General features: G+C 68.7%; 13 protein-coding genes and 2 pseudogenes. 10 read left to right on the forward strand and 5 right to left on the reverse strand.

All coding sequences use genetic code 11. From position 1 onward, the window contains the following. Positions 1-17 precede the first annotated feature (17 nt). Both O1G22_RS41190 and glpK read left to right on the forward strand, forming a co-directional pair. On the forward strand, positions 18-785 hold the full coding sequence (locus O1G22_RS41190; protein WP_270085995.1) for an IclR family transcriptional regulator: 768 nt from the start codon (positions 18-20) through the stop codon (positions 783-785). A gap of 45 nt (positions 786-830) precedes the next feature. Then, positions 831-2,360, forward strand: coding sequence for a glycerol kinase GlpK (gene glpK / locus O1G22_RS41195; RefSeq protein ID WP_270085996.1), 1,530 nt, complete (start codon positions 831-833; stop codon positions 2,358-2,360). Positions 2,361-3,013: 653 nt separating this feature from the next. Here the strand turns inward: glpK and O1G22_RS41200 are convergent. Next, positions 3,014-4,000, reverse strand: coding sequence for an aldo/keto reductase (locus tag O1G22_RS41200; protein WP_270085997.1), 987 nt, complete (start codon positions 3,998-4,000; stop codon positions 3,014-3,016). 273 nt (positions 4,001-4,273) lie between these two features. On the opposite strand from O1G22_RS41200, the gene O1G22_RS41205 reads away from it, so the two are divergent. From O1G22_RS41205 to O1G22_RS41220, 4 genes are all read left to right on the forward strand, one after another. Continuing rightward, positions 4,274-5,017, forward strand: a complete 744-nt coding sequence (locus O1G22_RS41205; RefSeq protein ID WP_270085998.1) for a class I SAM-dependent methyltransferase — start codon at positions 4,274-4,276, stop codon at positions 5,015-5,017. 1,093 nt (positions 5,018-6,110) lie between these two features. Continuing rightward, complete coding sequence (locus tag O1G22_RS41210; RefSeq protein WP_270085999.1) at positions 6,111-6,398, forward strand: hypothetical protein; 288 nt, start codon at positions 6,111-6,113, stop codon at positions 6,396-6,398. 413 nt (positions 6,399-6,811) lie between these two features. Continuing rightward, on the forward strand, positions 6,812-8,047 hold the full coding sequence (locus O1G22_RS41215; protein ID WP_270086000.1) for a GNAT family N-acetyltransferase: 1,236 nt from the start codon (positions 6,812-6,814) through the stop codon (positions 8,045-8,047). A 408-nt stretch (positions 8,048-8,455) separates the two neighbouring features. Next, the gene (locus tag O1G22_RS41220; RefSeq protein ID WP_270086001.1) at positions 8,456-9,037 is read left to right on the forward strand and encodes an SMI1/KNR4 family protein; all 582 of its coding nucleotides are present in this window, start codon (positions 8,456-8,458) and stop codon (positions 9,035-9,037) included. Between the two features lie 33 nt (positions 9,038-9,070). Here the strand turns inward: O1G22_RS41220 and O1G22_RS41225 are convergent. Both O1G22_RS41225 and O1G22_RS41230 read right to left on the reverse strand, forming a co-directional pair. Beyond that, a pseudogene (locus O1G22_RS41225) lies at positions 9,071-9,638 on the reverse strand (transposase family protein); the annotation flags it as partial. 388 nt (positions 9,639-10,026) lie between these two features. Beyond that, entirely contained in the window at positions 10,027-10,494 is a 468-nt protein-coding gene (locus tag O1G22_RS41230; RefSeq protein ID WP_270086002.1) for a MarR family winged helix-turn-helix transcriptional regulator, read from the reverse strand. 109 nt (positions 10,495-10,603) lie between these two features. On the opposite strand from O1G22_RS41230, the gene O1G22_RS41235 reads away from it, so the two are divergent. The 4 genes and pseudogenes from O1G22_RS41235 to O1G22_RS41245 all read left to right on the forward strand — a co-directional run bounded on the left by O1G22_RS41235 (position 10,604) and on the right by O1G22_RS41245 (position 13,370). Next, positions 10,604-11,536 (forward strand): LLM class flavin-dependent oxidoreductase, encoded by a 933-nt coding sequence (locus tag O1G22_RS41235; protein ID WP_270086676.1) that lies wholly within the window; start codon positions 10,604-10,606, stop codon positions 11,534-11,536. A 12-nt stretch (positions 11,537-11,548) separates the two neighbouring features. Then, positions 11,549-11,698 (forward strand): annotated as a pseudogene (locus O1G22_RS45040) (helix-turn-helix domain-containing protein); the annotation flags it as partial. A gap of 253 nt (positions 11,699-11,951) precedes the next feature. Further along, positions 11,952-12,632, forward strand: coding sequence for a LysR substrate-binding domain-containing protein (locus tag O1G22_RS45045; protein WP_428986534.1), 681 nt, complete (start codon positions 11,952-11,954; stop codon positions 12,630-12,632). Between the two features lie 378 nt (positions 12,633-13,010). Continuing rightward, positions 13,011-13,370 (forward strand): hypothetical protein, encoded by a 360-nt coding sequence (locus tag O1G22_RS41245; RefSeq protein ID WP_270086004.1) that lies wholly within the window; start codon positions 13,011-13,013, stop codon positions 13,368-13,370. Between the two features lie 439 nt (positions 13,371-13,809). Here the strand turns inward: O1G22_RS41245 and O1G22_RS41250 are convergent, their stop codons facing one another. Together O1G22_RS41250 and O1G22_RS41255 are read right to left on the reverse strand one after the other, a co-directional pair. Further along, positions 13,810-14,424, reverse strand: coding sequence for an FMN reductase (locus tag O1G22_RS41250; protein ID WP_270086005.1), 615 nt, complete (start codon positions 14,422-14,424; stop codon positions 13,810-13,812). Then, positions 14,421-15,536 carry an LLM class flavin-dependent oxidoreductase gene (locus tag O1G22_RS41255; protein ID WP_270086006.1) on the reverse strand — a complete coding sequence of 372 codons (1,116 nt, stop codon included), beginning with the start codon at positions 15,534-15,536 and terminating at the stop codon, positions 14,421-14,423. Before O1G22_RS41255 ends, O1G22_RS41250 begins: the two co-directional genes overlap by 4 nt. Positions 15,537-15,652: the final 116 nt, after the last annotated feature.

Below are 15,652 nucleotides of genomic sequence, written 5' to 3' on the forward strand. Positions count from 1 at the left end.
GGTAATAGGCTCGCTTCATGGCCGGGCCAGTCCAGTCCATCGAACGGGCGGCGGCGATTCTGCGTCTGCTCGCCGGTGGGCCCCGCCGCCTCGGGCTCGGCGAGGTCGCCGCCTCACTGGGACTGGCCAAGGGCACCGCCCACGGCATCTTGCGCACGCTCCAGCATGTGGACTTCGTGGAGCAGGACGCGGCGACCGGGAAATACCAGCTCGGAGCCGCCCTCCTGCACCTCGGCACCAGCTACCTGGACGTCAACGAGCTGCGCTCGCGCTCCCTCAACTGGGCCGATGCCCTCGCCGCCCGCAGCGGAGAGGCGGTCCGCCTGGGCACACCCCTGGAGGGCAGCGTGCTCGTCGTCCACCATGTGTTCCGGCCGGACGACACCTTCCAGACCCTGGACGTGGGCGCGCTGCTGCCCCTGCACGCCTCGTCGCTGGGCAAGGTGCTGCTCGCCTATGGGACCGCGACGATCGAGCCCACCAGAGAGCCCGGGCTGGAGGCGTACACCCGGCACACCCTCGTCGATCGCGAGCAGCTCACCCGGGCGCTCGCCGAGGTCCGGGAACTCGGCTGGGCCGCCGAGATCCAGGAAATGAGCATGGGGGAGGCCGGGCTCGCCGCGCCCATCCGAGGGCACGGCGGCCTCGTCGTCGGCGCGATCGGGCTGTCCGGAGCGGTCGAGCGGATCTGTGACAGCCAGGGCCGGCCCCGCCCGAGTCTGATCACCCTGATCCGCGAGGCCGCGCGGGCGATCTCCAGGGACCTGGGAGCCACCCGCTGGTAGGCCGAGCCGGCCGCCCACCCGACCCCTCGGAAGGCAGACCCGATCATGGCTGAACGGTATGTAATGTCCATCGATCAGGGCACCAACTCGACCCGGTGCATTCTGTTCGATCGCCGTGGGCGTCTGGTCTCGGTGGCGCAGAAGGAGCATCAGCAGCACTTCCCCGAGCCCGGCTGGGTCGAGCACGACGCCGTCGAGATCTGGCAGAACCTGCGGCGCGTCGTACCCGAGGCCCTGTCCGTCGCCGGTGTCGACACGGGACAGGTCATCGCCATGGGGCTGGCCAACCAGCGGGAGACAACCGTGCTGTGGGACCGGCGGACCGGCGCCCCCGTCGGCCGGGCGATCGTCTGGCAGGACACCCGCACCGCGCCGCTCGTCGAGGAACTCGGACAGCACCCCGGCGAGGAGTTCTTCCTCGAACGGTGCTGTCTGCCCCCCTCGACCTATTTCTCGGCGCTGCGGATCCGCTGGCTGTTCGACCACGTCAAGGGGCTTCAGCAACGCGCCGACGACGGCGAGGTGCTCTTCGGAACCATGGAGAGCTGGCTGATCTGGAACCTCACCGGAGGCCCCGAAGGCGGCCTGCACATCACCGACCCCACCAATGCCAGCCGCACGATGATGATGAACATCCGCACCCTCACCTGGGACGACGAGCTGCTGGCCTTCTTCGGAGTGCCCCGCTCGATGCTGCCCGAGATCCGGCCGTCCGCCGAGACATACGGCGACGCCGGCTCGCTGCTGCCGGGTGTCCCCATCACGGCCGCGCTCGGCGACCAGCAGGCCGCGCTCTTCGGCCAGACCTGCTTCTCTCCCGGCGAGGCGAAGTGCACCTACGGGACGGGCAGCTTTCTGCTGCTCAACACCGGCAGCGACATCGTGCGGTCCCGGCACGGCCTCCTCACCACCGTCGCCTACAAGATCGGGGACCGGCCGCCGGCCTACGCCCTGGAAGGCTCGATCGCCGTCACCGGTGCACTCGTCCAGTGGTTCCGGGACCGCCTGGGCCTGATCAGCAGCGCCCCGGAGATCGAGACCCTCGCGCGGACGGTCGAGGACAACGGCGGCTGTTACATCGTCCCCGCCTTCTCAGGTCTGTTCGCACCGCGCTGGCGCAGCGACGCGCGCGGGGTCATCGTCGGCCTCACCTCGTACATCACCAAAGGGCACCTGGCGCGTGCGGTCCTGGAGGCCACCGGATGGCAGACACGAGAGGTCGTCGACGCCATGAACGCCGATTTCCCGGTCCCTCTCCAGCAGCTCAAGGTGGACGGGGGCATGACCGCGGACAACCTGCTCATGCAGTTCGTGGCCGACGTGCTCGACGTGCCCGTGGTGCGGCCCATGGTCGCCGAGACGGTCTCCCTCGGCGCCGCCTACGCGGCCGGGCTCGCCGCCGGCTACTGGCCGGACCTGGAGGTACTGCGCCGCAACTGGCACCGGGCCGGGCAGTGGCTGCCCGCCATGGATCCCGCGCTGCGGGAGGCGGAGTACGACAACTGGCAGCGAGCCGTCGAACGATCCCTGGGCTGGGCCAGACCTCCCCGCTCCGCCGACCCGAACCCACCGTGACGCCGTCCACCGACCAGCCGGCGCGCCCGGCATTCATGAACTTCCTCACCGCCGTACCGACAGGAGCGGAGAGTGCCCGCTACTGACAACGTCACCAGATGGGCCAGCCCCCGCTTGACCCGATACAGACAGCGCGTTTCTTGATCGACAGGGACAACCGGCCCTGCAAGCGATGGCTGAGGTGACGCAGCCGGTGGTGAGGGTTACGGCTCTGCCGACGATGGACGGCGGACCAGATCGGGAAGTCGATGCCCGGGCGGCGGGGGTTGAGCACGGGCGGTGACGGGGGCGTCCAGGGCGGCGCGGAGCCGGCCCAGCGGGCTGCGGTCCACCCCCTGCCCGGACTGCGGCGCGGGGCTTGTCGTAGCCGGCCTTGCCCCGGTGTCCGCCATGATTCTGGTTACGGCGGCCGACGACCCCACCCACCAGAATGCCCGCGACGGTTGGAGCGGCGTCGATCCCGGTGGTCACTATGGCGTCCCAGGGAATGGACACGTCAGGGCCCCTTTCGGCGCGGGTGCTGATCGAGACAGAGCCTGCCGCCTGATTCGATCAAGCCGGCAGCCACGTGTGCCACGCCGGCTGTCCCGAGACGCCCGCTCTTCACCTACAGCCGTCACGGCGGTGGGGGAGGGGGATGTGCCGTGGTGGACTCAGCGGTTGACGAAGGTGAGGCTCGTCGCGTCGTAGCGGGTACCCGCGATCTGCTCGGCCGGGGCGGCCGCTTCGATGGCGGCGAGGTCCTCGGCGGACAACTCGACCGTCAGGGCCGCGATGTTCTCCTTCAGGTATTGCTGTCGCCGGGTGCCGGGGATCGGCACGACATCGTCGCCTCGGCGCTGAACCCAGGCCAGGGCGAGCTGGCCGGCGGTGACGCCCTTGGCTTCGGCCAGCTCGTTCAGCTTCGCCACGATCGCCAGGTTGCGTTCGAGGTTGCCGTCGGCGAAACGCGGCTGGCTCCGCCGCACGTCGCTCTCCGCCATCCCCTCGACCGAGCGATAGTGGCCGGTCAGGAAGCCGCGCCCGAGTGGGGAGAACGGGACGATGCCGATGCCGAGTTCGCGGCAGACCGGGACGATCTCCGCCTCCAGGTCACGGGTCCACAGCGACCACTCGCTCTGCAGCGCGGCGATCGGATGCACCGCGTGGGCCCGCCGGATGGTTCCCGCGCCGGCCTCGGACAGCCCGATATGGCGGACCAAGCCCGCCTGGACCAACTCGGCCATGGCGCCGACGGTTTCCTCGATCGGCACCTGCGGATCGACCCGGTGCTGGTAGTAGAGGTCGATGTGGTCGACTCCGAGACGGCGCAGCGATGCCTCGCACGCCTGACGCACGTAGGCGGCGTCGCCGCGGATCAGGATGGGCTCGCCCAGGCGGTTAGCGAAGCCGAACTTCGTGGCCAGCACCACCTCGTCCCGGCGCCCGGCGATGGCCCGTCCGATCAACTCCTCGTTGTGCCCCGAGCCGTAGAAGTCGGAGGTGTCCAGGAGGCTCACCCCGAGGTCGAGGGCGTGGCGCAGCGTCGCCATCGACTGCGCGTCGTCCGTGGCGCCGTAGCCGTGACTCATTCCCATGCACCCCAGGCCCTGTGCGGAGACTGCCAGTTCGCCGAGGTGTCGAGTGGGGATGGTGCGCATACTGCTGCCTCCTGGGCTCGTCGGAACCATCTGCCCAAGACGCTAGAAGTTCGAGCGCGCTCCATGTCAAACGACGAGGAGGGCGTGCTGGGGGCGGCGGCATGCTGTTGGCTGATGGTGGGTCACCCGGCCAACTTCTTTGTGTCATCTGCCAGTACGACGGCAAGAGAGGGCGAGGGGAGACTTTCTGCCGCGACGGTCACCCGGCGTACCTCCGATTCCGGAGGGCCGGCGTGGCCACGTACACGATGGAGCGCAGGAGGGGAGCGGCACGTGAGCGTGCAGCAGTACGACGAGATCGGTGAGGCGTTCGAGGGGTTCAAGTCTCTGCCGCTGATACGTTACGGGGAGGTGCCGAGCTTCCTGGGCATGGTCGGGGACGTGAGCGGCAAGTCGGTTCTCGACCTGGCGTGCGGCACCGGTTTCTACAGCAGGGAGTTCAAGCGGCGCGGAGCCACAGACGTCCTCGGTGTCGACATCTCCGTCGAGATGATCGCCGCCGCGCGGGACGCCGAGCAGCGTGACCCGCTGGGTGTGCGCTACGAGGTCGGTGACGTGGCCGAACTGCGGCCTCTCGACCGGCGCTACGACATCGCGGTGGCAGTGCAGTGCCTCAACTACGCCGAGGACATCGCGGCCATGGAGCGGATGTGCCGCAACATCCACCGGAGCCTGGTGCCGGGCGGAGAGTTCTTCGTGTTCGCCCAGAAGCCCGACTACGGGTTCGACTGTGTGTCCCTGGACAAGTACGGGTTCCGCTGCGAGCCGACAGGCGAGGAGATCGAGACGGGTCCGCGGGTGCGGGTCACGGCTCTCCTCGACCCGCAGCCGATCAGCATTGTCAGCGCGGTTCCGCGCCGCGACGTCTACGAGGACTGTCTGCGGGCGGCCGGCTTCAGTGAGGTGCAGTGGGTTGCCCTGGAGGTGTCCGAAGCCGGCTTCCATGAGTTCGGCGAAGACTTCTGGGCCGACCTCCTCGCGAACCCGCCACTGGAAATGCTGCGCTGCCGTGCCTGACCGGTCACTGGCCGGACCTCGCCGAGTACGCATCCGCCCTGCGGATGACCTCGGTACGGCGCACAGCGCGCTGGAGCGGACCGGAGCGAGGGCGATGCCGCCGACGGTGTCCCGGCCCATCCGCTGAGGCGATCAGGTGGGCGTCGGCGCCGGCCCCGCTGCGTCGTCCCGGACACCATTCCCAACTCCGAGTTGCCCAGGCAGGGTTCGGTGGCGCCGCAGCCACCCAGGATGGGCGTACGACGCACTGCGCGGCGGTGCCCCCGCCACGAGCAGGAACCGGAATTGGCCCTCGGGACCTGACCGCACGCACGTTGTCGACCGGCGAGTGAGGCCGATGAAGGACCATCGGGTCGTGTTGGACCACATCGACCGGCACGACGACACGTCGGCGAGGCCCTTGTTCAGCCACTACCTGGTCGACCAGGGACGGCGCCTGTCGGACACCCGGCACCTGCCCTCAGGCACACCGCTTGAGGGCAGACAGGAGCGGCGGCGAGATGTCCGGGGCCGACCTGGCCCGGGTCACGCTGCGGGCCGCGAGGGAGCGGATCCGGAAGAGCGGCAGTGCCCAGAAGACGAAGCGGCAGTAGCCGGGGACCGCGCGTACGGTACGTCGAGCCGGGCGCGAGCCGCTGGTCCTGGCGGCGGTGATCAGCGCGCTGGTCAGCGAGCGAGCCTGGGAGCCTCGGCTGTCGGCGGCATGCGTCGGCAGAACAAGGTGATGCGCCGGCTCAGCCGCAAGACCATCCCGCTTCAGCCGGACGACACTTCGGCTGACGAGCCGGACCCGGTCGAGTAGCCGCGCGAACGGCACCTTCGTGAGGCCTGACGCCCCCGGTGCCCTGCCGTTGCGCCGGGCGCGGGCCGAACGCCCGAGGGGGTCATCCGCCGCCCCGAACAAGCAGCCTCGCGGCATCGCTACCTCGGCGGGCCATCTGCCTGCTGTCCTTCCACGCCCTGTGCGTCGCCCGCGTGGGAAGACAGCGTGTCCACCGGCGACGCCAGCCGTACTCCGGATGATGAACCGGGCGAAAGGGAGGTGGAGTTACCGATTTCCCGTGGGTGTACAGGTCCGTTTATGATCTTGGTTGTGACTGTGCAGAACTCTGACAAGACGCCGTCCCGTAAGCAGCGACTCCAGGAGAAGCAGCGTCGCCAGCTGGCGGTGGTCGACACCGTTGACAAGGCTGAGGTCAAGGTCCGTAAGGCGGAAGCCGAACTGGCTGTTGCCGTTGCTGAGGCAGTGCAGGTGTTCGGCGACGAGCGCTCCGCCTCCGAGGGGCTCGACATGCCCGTTGAAGCCATACGTCGTTTCGTCGGCATCGCGGCGAACGAAACAGCCTCGGCCGATGCGGCCAACGCCGCCGGCATGCCGTAAGGAACGCCGACAGGGGGCACTCGATGCCGTCAGCTGGATCAACGTGCGTAAAAACGGCGGACGTTTGGCCGAGCCCGGCTTCACCCTCCCGCGCAATTGCCTCCCTGTGTCCTGTTCTTCGGGTCGGGCGACGGAAGGCGGGATCGGACGCTCTGCTGGAGGAACTGGGACCGCCCTGACCGTCGGGAAGGCGAACGTCCGGCGGCCGACAAGGCCGATGCGCCAGTCTTCAGGGACCCCGTGCGGGCGGCGCCCGGAATCACCGCTTCCCAGGGCCGGGCTGGGACCGGCTGCGCGGTGACTGGCCGCGGCCCCGCGCCGTAATTCGCTTGACCGGGCCATAGGGCAACGCTGCATTGTGGTGAGGACACCACGAGTCGTGGTGCCGGTATCCCGGGGAGGCAGCGGCAGCAATGGAGATCCGTCCCACGACCGACCAGGACCTCGATGTCTTCGTCGGCACACTCCATGCCGCGTTCGGACGCTTCCCGGAAACCCCGGCCGAGGGTGGCGGCGGGGTCTGGTGGTCGGCGTTCGAAATGGACCGCGGTCTGCTCGCCACGACGGCGGACGGGCGGCCCGTCGGCACCGCCGGTGCGTACTCCTTCGAGCTCACTCTGCCCGGCGAGATCCTCGTCCCGGCCGGCGGGGTGACCGCAGTCGGCGTCCTTCCCTCGCACCGACGCCAGGGGCTGCTCAGGGCGATGATGCGGCATCAGCTCACCGAGCTGCGGACCCGAGGGGAGTTCCTCTCCGTACTGCTGGCCTCCGAGGCCCTGATCTACCGCAGGTTCGGTTACGGCCCGGCGACCTACACGCAGCGGCTGACGGTGCGGCGCCACCAGGCCGCCCTCGCCCTCCCCCGGGCGCGCGCAGCGGCCGACGCCCCGGCGACCGGCTCGGACACCGGCACGGTCGAGGTGCTGCGGCGTGCCGAGTGCGGAGAGACCCTGGAAGAGGTCTACGACCGTTACCGCCGCGCACAGCCCGGCGCGCTGTCCCGCCCGCACCGCTGGTGGGCCTTGGGCGCGGGGCAGCCCCCGATCTCACGGGCGCCGCGCTACGTCGCCGTCCACCGTGACACCGACGGAGTCCCGGACGGGTACGCCAGCTATGCGCTCGGCGAGTCCGACACCTTGACGGTCGACGAGATCATCGCCGCCGACGACGCCGTTTTCACCGCCCTGGCCCGGTTCGTGCTCGGACATGACCTGGTCAGTCAGGTCGTGTTCAAGCACTTCCCGCCCGAGCACCCGCTGCGCTGGCAGTTTGCGGACTTCCGCGCCGGCGAGGTGAGCGGCCACACCGACTGGCTCTGGGTACGGCTCCTGGACGTACCGCGTGCACTGACCGCGCGCGGTTGGTTCACGGACGGCGAGCTTGTCCTCGACGTCGACGATCCGTTCCTCGGCGAGCACGGCCGCTACCTGCTGACCGTCCGGGACGGCAAGGCCGACTGCGTCCCGACGGACCGGGAGCCCGACCTGTCCCTGGACGTGAGCGACCTGGGCTCGGTCTACCTCGGCGGCACCGCCCCGAGCACGCTCGTACGCGCCGGACACATCCGAGCCCACCACCCCGGCGCGGTCACCCTCGCTGACGCCCTCTTCCGTGCCGAGCGCGCTCCGCACTGCCTGCACTGGTTCTGACCGCTCCTGCCCTGTACAAGTCTCGTCAGGCGCCGTTTTCCTTGACGGGCGGGCGCGTTGGGCTTCAGATGGAGGGTCTCGCTGAGCGTCTGGCGTCAGGTGACATGCAGGAGCTGATCAACCGGGGAAAAAACGGCGCCGGACACCGGGGCGCCCCGACAAGCACTTGGAGCCCCGCAAGATCTCCCTCGGCACTGGCGGGGCGCTCTTACGGCACCCCCTGCAAGCACAAGCATGCCTGCTTCTCTGAAGTGCGCTGCTTGTGAGCTTCGTTGGTCGTAGTCGCGAGCGATCAACGTCGTGAGATGACTCGGCGGGGGTGGCTGCCGATCCCGCTCCCTCTTGATCCCCGCAACCGCGTCTGAATAGGTTTGCCGCCGACAACCGACGATGAAGCAGGTGGGGCGTATGGCGGGTCTGGATGACCTGGTGCAACACTTCGGCCCGCCACCGGTCCGCGTCCCATCCCCCGACGACTGGGCCGAGGTCGAGGACTATGTCGGCTCGGCGCTGCCGGGCGACTTCAAGGCGTTCCTTGATGCCTATGGCACGGGCGCGATCTGCGGGGAGCTGGTGGTCTTCCACCCCCGAGGGTCCAGCCCGCTGCTGGATCGGATGCAAAAGATCCACGAATCGTTCGGCCAGTCGTGGCGACGTGACTCGGACGAGTACCCATTCCGGTTCCACCCTGCCCCGGGCGGCCTCATCTCCTGGGGATACGGCTACTCCGGTGACGAGCACTTCTTCTGGCCATGCCACTCGGACCCGGACCTCTGGAAGATCGTCACGAACATCAACGGGGCGGATCCCGAGGTCTTCGACGGATCGTTCACCGACTTCGTGCTCGCCTTCGTCAAGCGCCTGCGCGACGTGGACCCGCACCATGGGATCGACCCAGATGCCTTGGAGTTCCTTGAGCCGGAAGACCTGGACGAACTCGCGGAGCGCGGCGAGATTGGTCCGGTCGAGCCGAGCTTTGAACCGTGGTGAACGGTCGGCGGGCAGGCGGTGGTGTAGTCGTGTGAGGAGGGTGTGAGCGGCGCCGACGATGCGGCTTGTGCGGTTGGTTGAGCAGCGGTCCTGGCGTAGGAGTCGCCAGGACTTGAGCTGGGCGAAGGCGCGTTCGCCGGGCGCTCGCAGGCGGGTGTGGGCGTCGTTGTACCGCTGGTAGTGCTGGGGGAGTTCGCGGTGGCCGTAGTAGAGGTGCGGACGATGGCGCCGGCTCCCTGGTGGGCGCGGTCCGCGAGGACGGGGACTTCTCGCGTGAGGCATGCCTGGACGATCCCGTGGGCGCAGGCAGCGGTCAGGTTGCGGGTCCGTCCCGGCGTGGCGCGGGAGAACCACAGGGGTGTATCGTCCGGGCGACGATCACCTGCACGTTCATGCCGTGCTTCTTGTGCGCCTGGAAGCAGTACGGCTCGTCGGCCGCGATTCGGTCGGTGGGGAGCGGTGTTCCGCCGACGATGACGAAGTCTCCCTCGCCCAGGCCCAGGAGGGCTTCGCGCAGGCCCGTTGCCGACGCGGCCAGAATCTCGATGGTCTCGGCCACATACCGCCAGGCCGTGGCTTCTGACACTCCGAAACCGCGTCCCGTGCATGTTTGAGGCATACGCTCTGAGGCACGAGCTGCGTCACAAGAGCAAGTGGCCCCGAAAGACCGAGTAGGCAGACACCTTCGACAGATGAATCGGAGCAAATGCTCAGATCCTGTGGATCGGCTCGGGGAGGCGTACCTTCCCGAATGATCGATCGACTGGTATCGAGTAGGCCCGCGTTGCCGCGCGGGTCGGGAAGGCACGCCGGTGCTCAGCGTAGTGAACGACGACGGCATCACCCCCAACGGCTCCTCGCTGATCGATGAGATCGTGCGGGGTCAACTCGTCGCACGCCCCAAGGCCCACGCAGCCTGACCCCAGAGGGTTGGAGACCCGTCTCACCGATTACGGAGGTCTACGGATCTGGGCCAACGTCACGGTCTGTCATGCCGAGTCAGACGCCTGGCCAGCGCCCGTCGGGGCACCGACGAGGGACTGCAGGGCGCGGATCAGGAGCGTGGCGTCCGGGCTGGAGAGCGGGGCGAGGAACCGGCGTTCCATCTCCTGGCGGGCGAATTCGGCGTCGCGAAGGCGCTCCGCTCCGGCCGGCGTCAGCTGCACGATGTTCTTGCGCCGGTCCTGGGGACTGCGGCGCCGCTCGACCAGTTCCTTGCCCTCCAAAGCGTCGACGAGGGCCACCATCGTCGTGCGGTCGATGCCCAGCTTGCCCGCCGCTTCCAGTTGAGACAGCCCGTCATGTGCGTTGAGGACGGCCAGAATTGCCAGTTCACGGCCGTCGATTCCGTGCGGCGCCAAGGCCCTCGCCGACTCCTCGGTCAACCGCAGGTACACGTGCTTGAGCAGATACCCGAGGCGGGAGGAGAGGACTTCGGGCGGTGCGTCGCGCGTCATGACCGCAGTGTATTCATAAACTGATAGTCAGCTGAACTGACGATCTACTACGGTGATGATGGCGTCGCCGTCAACGGCGGCGCATCGACTCGAAGGGCGCATGGCAACCATGTCCGACCAGCACCTCCCCACCGTGACATTCGGAATCAAGACCACTCCGATGCGGGTTCCCTACGAGGACATCCTCCGCGTGTGGCAGGAAGCCGACGACCTGCCCGAAATCGCGGACGCCTGGCTGTGGGACCACCTCATGCCGATCGCCGGCCCGAAGGACGGGCAGATCCTCGAAGGGTGGACACTGCTGAGCGCCCTGGCCGCCAGGACCCAGCGGCTGCGCCTCGGCCTGCTCGTGACGAGCAATCGGATCCGGCCGCCCGCCGTCCTCGGCAAAATCGCCACAACAGTCGACGTGATCTCCGGGGGCCGTCTGATCATGGGCCTCGGCGTGGGCGGCACCGTGCAGCCACCCGACGCGGGCGGCGTACCCGGCGAGAACCCGGCCGTCGCGGAGTACGCAGCCTACGGCCTCACGCTCGTCCCGCCCGCCGAAGGCATCGCCCGCCTGGAGGAGACCATCACCATCCTCCGCGGCATGTGGACGCGGGACGTCTTCGACTTCCACGGCCGTTACTACACTCTGACCGGCAACCGCAACGAGCCGAAACCTGTTCAGCGGCCAGGGCCGCCCCTGCTGATCGGCGGCTGGGGAAACAGGACGCTCCGCCTGGTCGCCGAGCACGCCGACATCTGGAACATCCCCGGACCGCCGCACAACACGCTGGACTACATCACCGAGCGCAGTGCCGTTCTGGACGACCATTGCGCCGTCATCGGCCGTGATCCGCGGACGATCACCCGCTCTGTGCAGTACATCGTGTCCTACGACGACCCTGCCACCGACCGCAAGGCCATCACGGAGCTCATCGCGGCAGGCGTGACGCACATCGTGCTCAGCCTGCGGAGCCCCTATCCCTCACAGGCCGCGCGATGGCTCGCCGACAAGATCATCACGCCCGTCCGCAGTGCAACCGGAGAATGCTGATGACGGCGCCTGCTGGCACTCATCCACCGGCACGGCTCCCTCACCGGCGCCGCGCACGCGCTCGGTCTGACACCGGCGGCCGTCACCCAGCAGCTCGCCCGAGCCGAGCGGGCGTGCGAAACGGCCCTGGTCACCCGCGGACCGCGCGGCGCGCAGCTGACCGCCGCCGGACGCTTGCTGGCCGGTCCAGGAAGGATCGTCGACGAACAGGTCGAGGCAGCGGCCACCGCCCTGCCGGCACTTCGCCACCACCTTTCGCTGCGCCTACGCATCGGAGCCTTCCAGGCGGCCGCCATCCACCTGATTCCTCCAGCGCTCACGGCCTGCGCCACCGCCACCCCGACGCGGACATCTCCGTGGTGTCCCCTCCGAAAACAGCTTGGAGGAGGTCGCCGCCGGGCGCATCGACCTCGCCGTGACCGCCTTCTTCCCCACGCCCGCACCCGCACCGTCCGGCGTCGTACTGCATCCGCTGCTGCACGACCCCATGGTGGTCGTCATGCCCGACGACCACCCCCTCGCCACCCGCCCCGCCGATCATCCGCTGTGCCTCGCGGACCTCGCCGACGACGCCTGGGTCACGATCCTGGCCGGCCACGCCGCGCGCGAACAGTTCGACCACGCCTGCGCACAGTCGGGCTTCACCCCCAGGATCCGCTTCCAGACCGCCCCTGCACCGCTCGTTCCACGCGATCACCCTCGCCGACACCACGCCCGCTCCGTTCGTCGCCCTGTTTCTCGCCCTGATCCGCGACGTCGTGCGGGACATCGACACCTCCTGGACAGGCAGGTGAGGACGCTCGCAGCTGCGTACTTCGAGTACATCGAGCCCGAGTCCGACGCGCTGCCCGACTGGCCCGACCTGGACGTCCCGGGCGACCGGTTCATCGCCTGGACCCTGCTCCTGCAGTCCCGGCACCCGGCTCCGGGTGGTGCGTCGCCACCAGCGACATCAACCTCCAGACCAAACTGCACGCCGTCGCACTGCCGTTCATCGAGCCCTGACCGCACGGATCGAGACTTCCCGACAGGGTGTGAGACATCTGTGAGGCCACAGCCCGTGTCCCCAGGTAGACGGAACACGCTGGGAGGCTGAGAGCTGTGAGGCGCGGGCCTTCGGCGACGGCCTACCTGTGAAGCCGAAGCTTGGTTGTTTGCCGGCGAAGGCTGACCGGGATGTTGTGGCCGGATGAGTAAAAGAACTCATGACGCCCACCGAGCTGCGGGGGAGGATCGGGGGATGACGACGTCAAGGAAGACGAGGGCCCGGCTCGGGATGCTGCCGTTGGCGGTGATGGTCCTGCTGGCGGCGGGGTGCGGAACGCAGCGGGCAGGGGATGCCGCCGAGGGGTACCGGCGTTCGCATTCAACGCCCACCGGTATATCGACGCCGAGTACACCAGCAGACTTCCCCTGCCCCGGCGAGAGCGGCAAGCCGAAGGCGCCCACGGCCGCCACTACCCCCAGCTCAACCGTGCCGCCCACCGATCACTATGCCGAAAACCACGGCTTCAGAGTTCCCTTCCCGCTTCACGGCCGGAGCCGCTGCGACGGACTCACGGCCGTCGGACGCGTCAAGAGCGCACTCGAACCGCTGCGCCGGCGCGGCGACTTCGCTCCGGCCGGCGTCCGCAGCGCGCTCACCGGCCTCGGCTATTCCGCCGGGAAGGTGCAGGTGTACCAGGACGGCCCCACCGGGGTCGGCTTCCTCATCGACATCGGCGCCTCTCCCTGGTGTGTGGAGGGCACGATGAGCAGTGACTCCACCAAGGCGGATGCCTTCGGCGGCTACCCCGACGGCACCGGCTGCGAGCCCCCGAGAGGCGGCCACTGACTACAGCCGTACCCGCCAGTCAAACTTCCGTGTCACATCATCAACGTTCGCCGCCACAGGTCGCTGGTGCCGCTTATGGTCGTGCTGCTGGCGCTACCGGCTGTCGCTCTCGCGGTCGGCGGCGGGCCCTGGCCACGCCCATCGTTGGTTCTACTCCTCCAGAACAACCCGGTTTTGACTCGTGCTACCGGCTTGATCGCGCGCACGAAGAAGGCGCCGCACCGGGGGTGCAGCTCCCGACCCTGTGGGGCGGCGCAACTGGCGTGGCCTCTATACCAGGACGTCGCCGCGAAGGTCGACGAGGAGAGCGGCTGAGCGCAGGCCGCAGGTGAGCTGCCGGGACGCCCAGTGCTGATCGGCCGGATGCCGTAGCCCGCGAAGCCTGGGAGGACGTTGACCCTCGTGCGCCATTGACCGACAGGGATGCCATAGCGCGCGCTCAGTCGAAGCGCAGATCGGAGAGCTTCTTCTTGGACAGGGCGAGGTCGTCCTCGGGCAGGGGATCGGTTGCTCTGGCGACCAGGATCGAGGCCATCTCCCGGCCTGCCCGGCGTATGCGCGCGGGCAGGCCCTCCGTGTGCGCGTCGCTGCCTGAACCCCAGTCCTCCGATGCCGCGTACACGCCGGTCGGGAGGACCACGGTCCGCAGGTAGGTGAAGAGCGGGCGCAGCGCGTGTTCCAGGACGAGAGAGTGGCGGGGAGTGCCTCCCGTCGCTCCGATGAGGACTGTCTTGCCCGTGAGGGCGCCCGGATCGATCAGATCGAAGAATGACTTGAACAGTCCGCTGTACGAGGCGCTGAACACCGGTGTCACGGTGACCAGGCCGTCGGCGCTCGTCACCGCTTCGATCGCGGCGGCCAGCTGCGGCGGAGGAAAACCGGTGACGAGGTTGTTGGCGATGGCCACAGCAAGGGCACGCAACTCGATGACATCCACGTCCGCCTTGTGGCCTTGATCGGCGAGCTCGTCGCGGACGGTGTCGGTGAGACGGTCCGCCAGCAGGCGTGTGGACGAGGGGGTGCTCAGACCCGCGGATACGGCGACGAGCTTCATGCGGCGGTCATCCCTTCCGAAGAGGCTTCCGGAGTGGCTTCCGCAGTCGCTGCGAGCAGGGACTGGTGGGTCGGCGCCTCGGGCACATCCGTCGGCCGGCCGACGGCGAACTCCTTGCGCAGCACGGGTACGACCTCCTCGCCGAGCAGGTCGAGCTGCTCCAGCACGGTCTTCAGCGGCACCCCCGCGTGGTCCATGAGGAACAGCTGGCGCTGATAGTCGCCGGCGTACTCGCGGAAGGTGAGCGTCTTCTCGATCACCTGCTGCGGGGACCCGACCGTCAGCGGGGTCTGGTCGGTGAAGTCCTCCAGGGACGGCCCGTGCCCGTAGACCGGCGCATTGTCGAAGTACGGCCGGAACTCGCGCACCGCGTCCTGCGAGTTCCTCCGCATGAACACCTGGCCGCCCAGCCCGACGATCGCCTGCTCGGGCGTGCCGTGGCCGTAGTGGGCGTACCGGGTCCGGTACAGCTCGACCATGCGCTTGGTGTGGTCGGCGGGCCAGAAGATGTTGTTGTGGAAGAAGCCGTCGCCGTAGAAGGCGGCCAGCTCGGCGATCTCCGGTGAGCGGATCGAGCCGTGCCAGACGAACGGCGGTACGCCGTCCAGCGGCCGTGGCGTGGCGGTGAAGCCCTGCAGCGGGGTGCGGAACTTCCCCTCCCAGTCCACGACGTCCTCGCGCCACAGCCGGCGCAGCAGGGCGTAGTTCTCGATGGCGAGGTCGATGCCCTTCCGGATGTCCTGCCCGAACCAGGGATAGACCGGCCCGGTGTTGCCGCGGCCCATCATCAGGTCCACCCGGCCGTCGGCCAGGTGCTGGAGCATCGCGAAGTCCTCCGCGATCTTCACCGGGTCGTTGGTGGTGATCAGGGTGGTGGCGGTGGAGAGGACCAGCTTGTCCGTCTTCGCCGCGATGTAGCCGAGCATCGTGGTCGGCGAGGACGGCACGAACGGCGGGTTGTGGTGCTCGCCGGTCGCGAAGACGTCCAGGCCGACCTCCTCGGCCTTCAGCGCGATGGCGACCATGGCCTTGATGCGCTCCGCCTCGGTCGGGGTCCGTACCGTGGTGGGGTCCGGTGTGACATCGCCGACGCTGAATATCCCGAACTGCAAGATTCCTCCAGTTATCAGGTGATTGAGTGATTCTCGAACGGTAGGAGCCCACCGCGTGGCCGGGATGACCGCGCGTGCACGGGACGTGGTCCCACAGCGTTCTTTTCGGGGTGCCC

This window comes from Streptomyces camelliae, assembly GCF_027625935.1.
Taxonomy (GTDB): domain Bacteria; phylum Actinomycetota; class Actinomycetes; order Streptomycetales; family Streptomycetaceae; genus Streptomyces; species Streptomyces camelliae.

Coding starts and splice junctions, on each gene's coding strand:
- O1G22_RS41190 (WP_270085995.1), top strand. CDS start 18: ATGGCCGGGCCAGTCCAGTCCATCGAACGGGCGGCGGCGATTCTGCGT.
- glpK (WP_270085996.1), top strand. CDS start 831: ATGGCTGAACGGTATGTAATGTCCATCGATCAGGGCACCAACTCGACC.
- O1G22_RS41200 (WP_270085997.1), bottom strand. CDS start 4,000: ATGCGCACCATCCCCACTCGACACCTCGGCGAACTGGCAGTCTCCGCA.
- O1G22_RS41215 (WP_270086000.1), top strand. CDS start 6,812: ATGGAGATCCGTCCCACGACCGACCAGGACCTCGATGTCTTCGTCGGC.
- O1G22_RS41220 (WP_270086001.1), top strand. CDS start 8,456: ATGGCGGGTCTGGATGACCTGGTGCAACACTTCGGCCCGCCACCGGTC.
- O1G22_RS41230 (WP_270086002.1), bottom strand. CDS start 10,494: ATGACGCGCGACGCACCGCCCGAAGTCCTCTCCTCCCGCCTCGGGTAT.
- O1G22_RS41235 (WP_270086676.1), top strand. CDS start 10,604: ATGTCCGACCAGCACCTCCCCACCGTGACATTCGGAATCAAGACCACT.
- O1G22_RS41250 (WP_270086005.1), bottom strand. CDS start 14,424: ATGAAGCTCGTCGCCGTATCCGCGGGTCTGAGCACCCCCTCGTCCACA.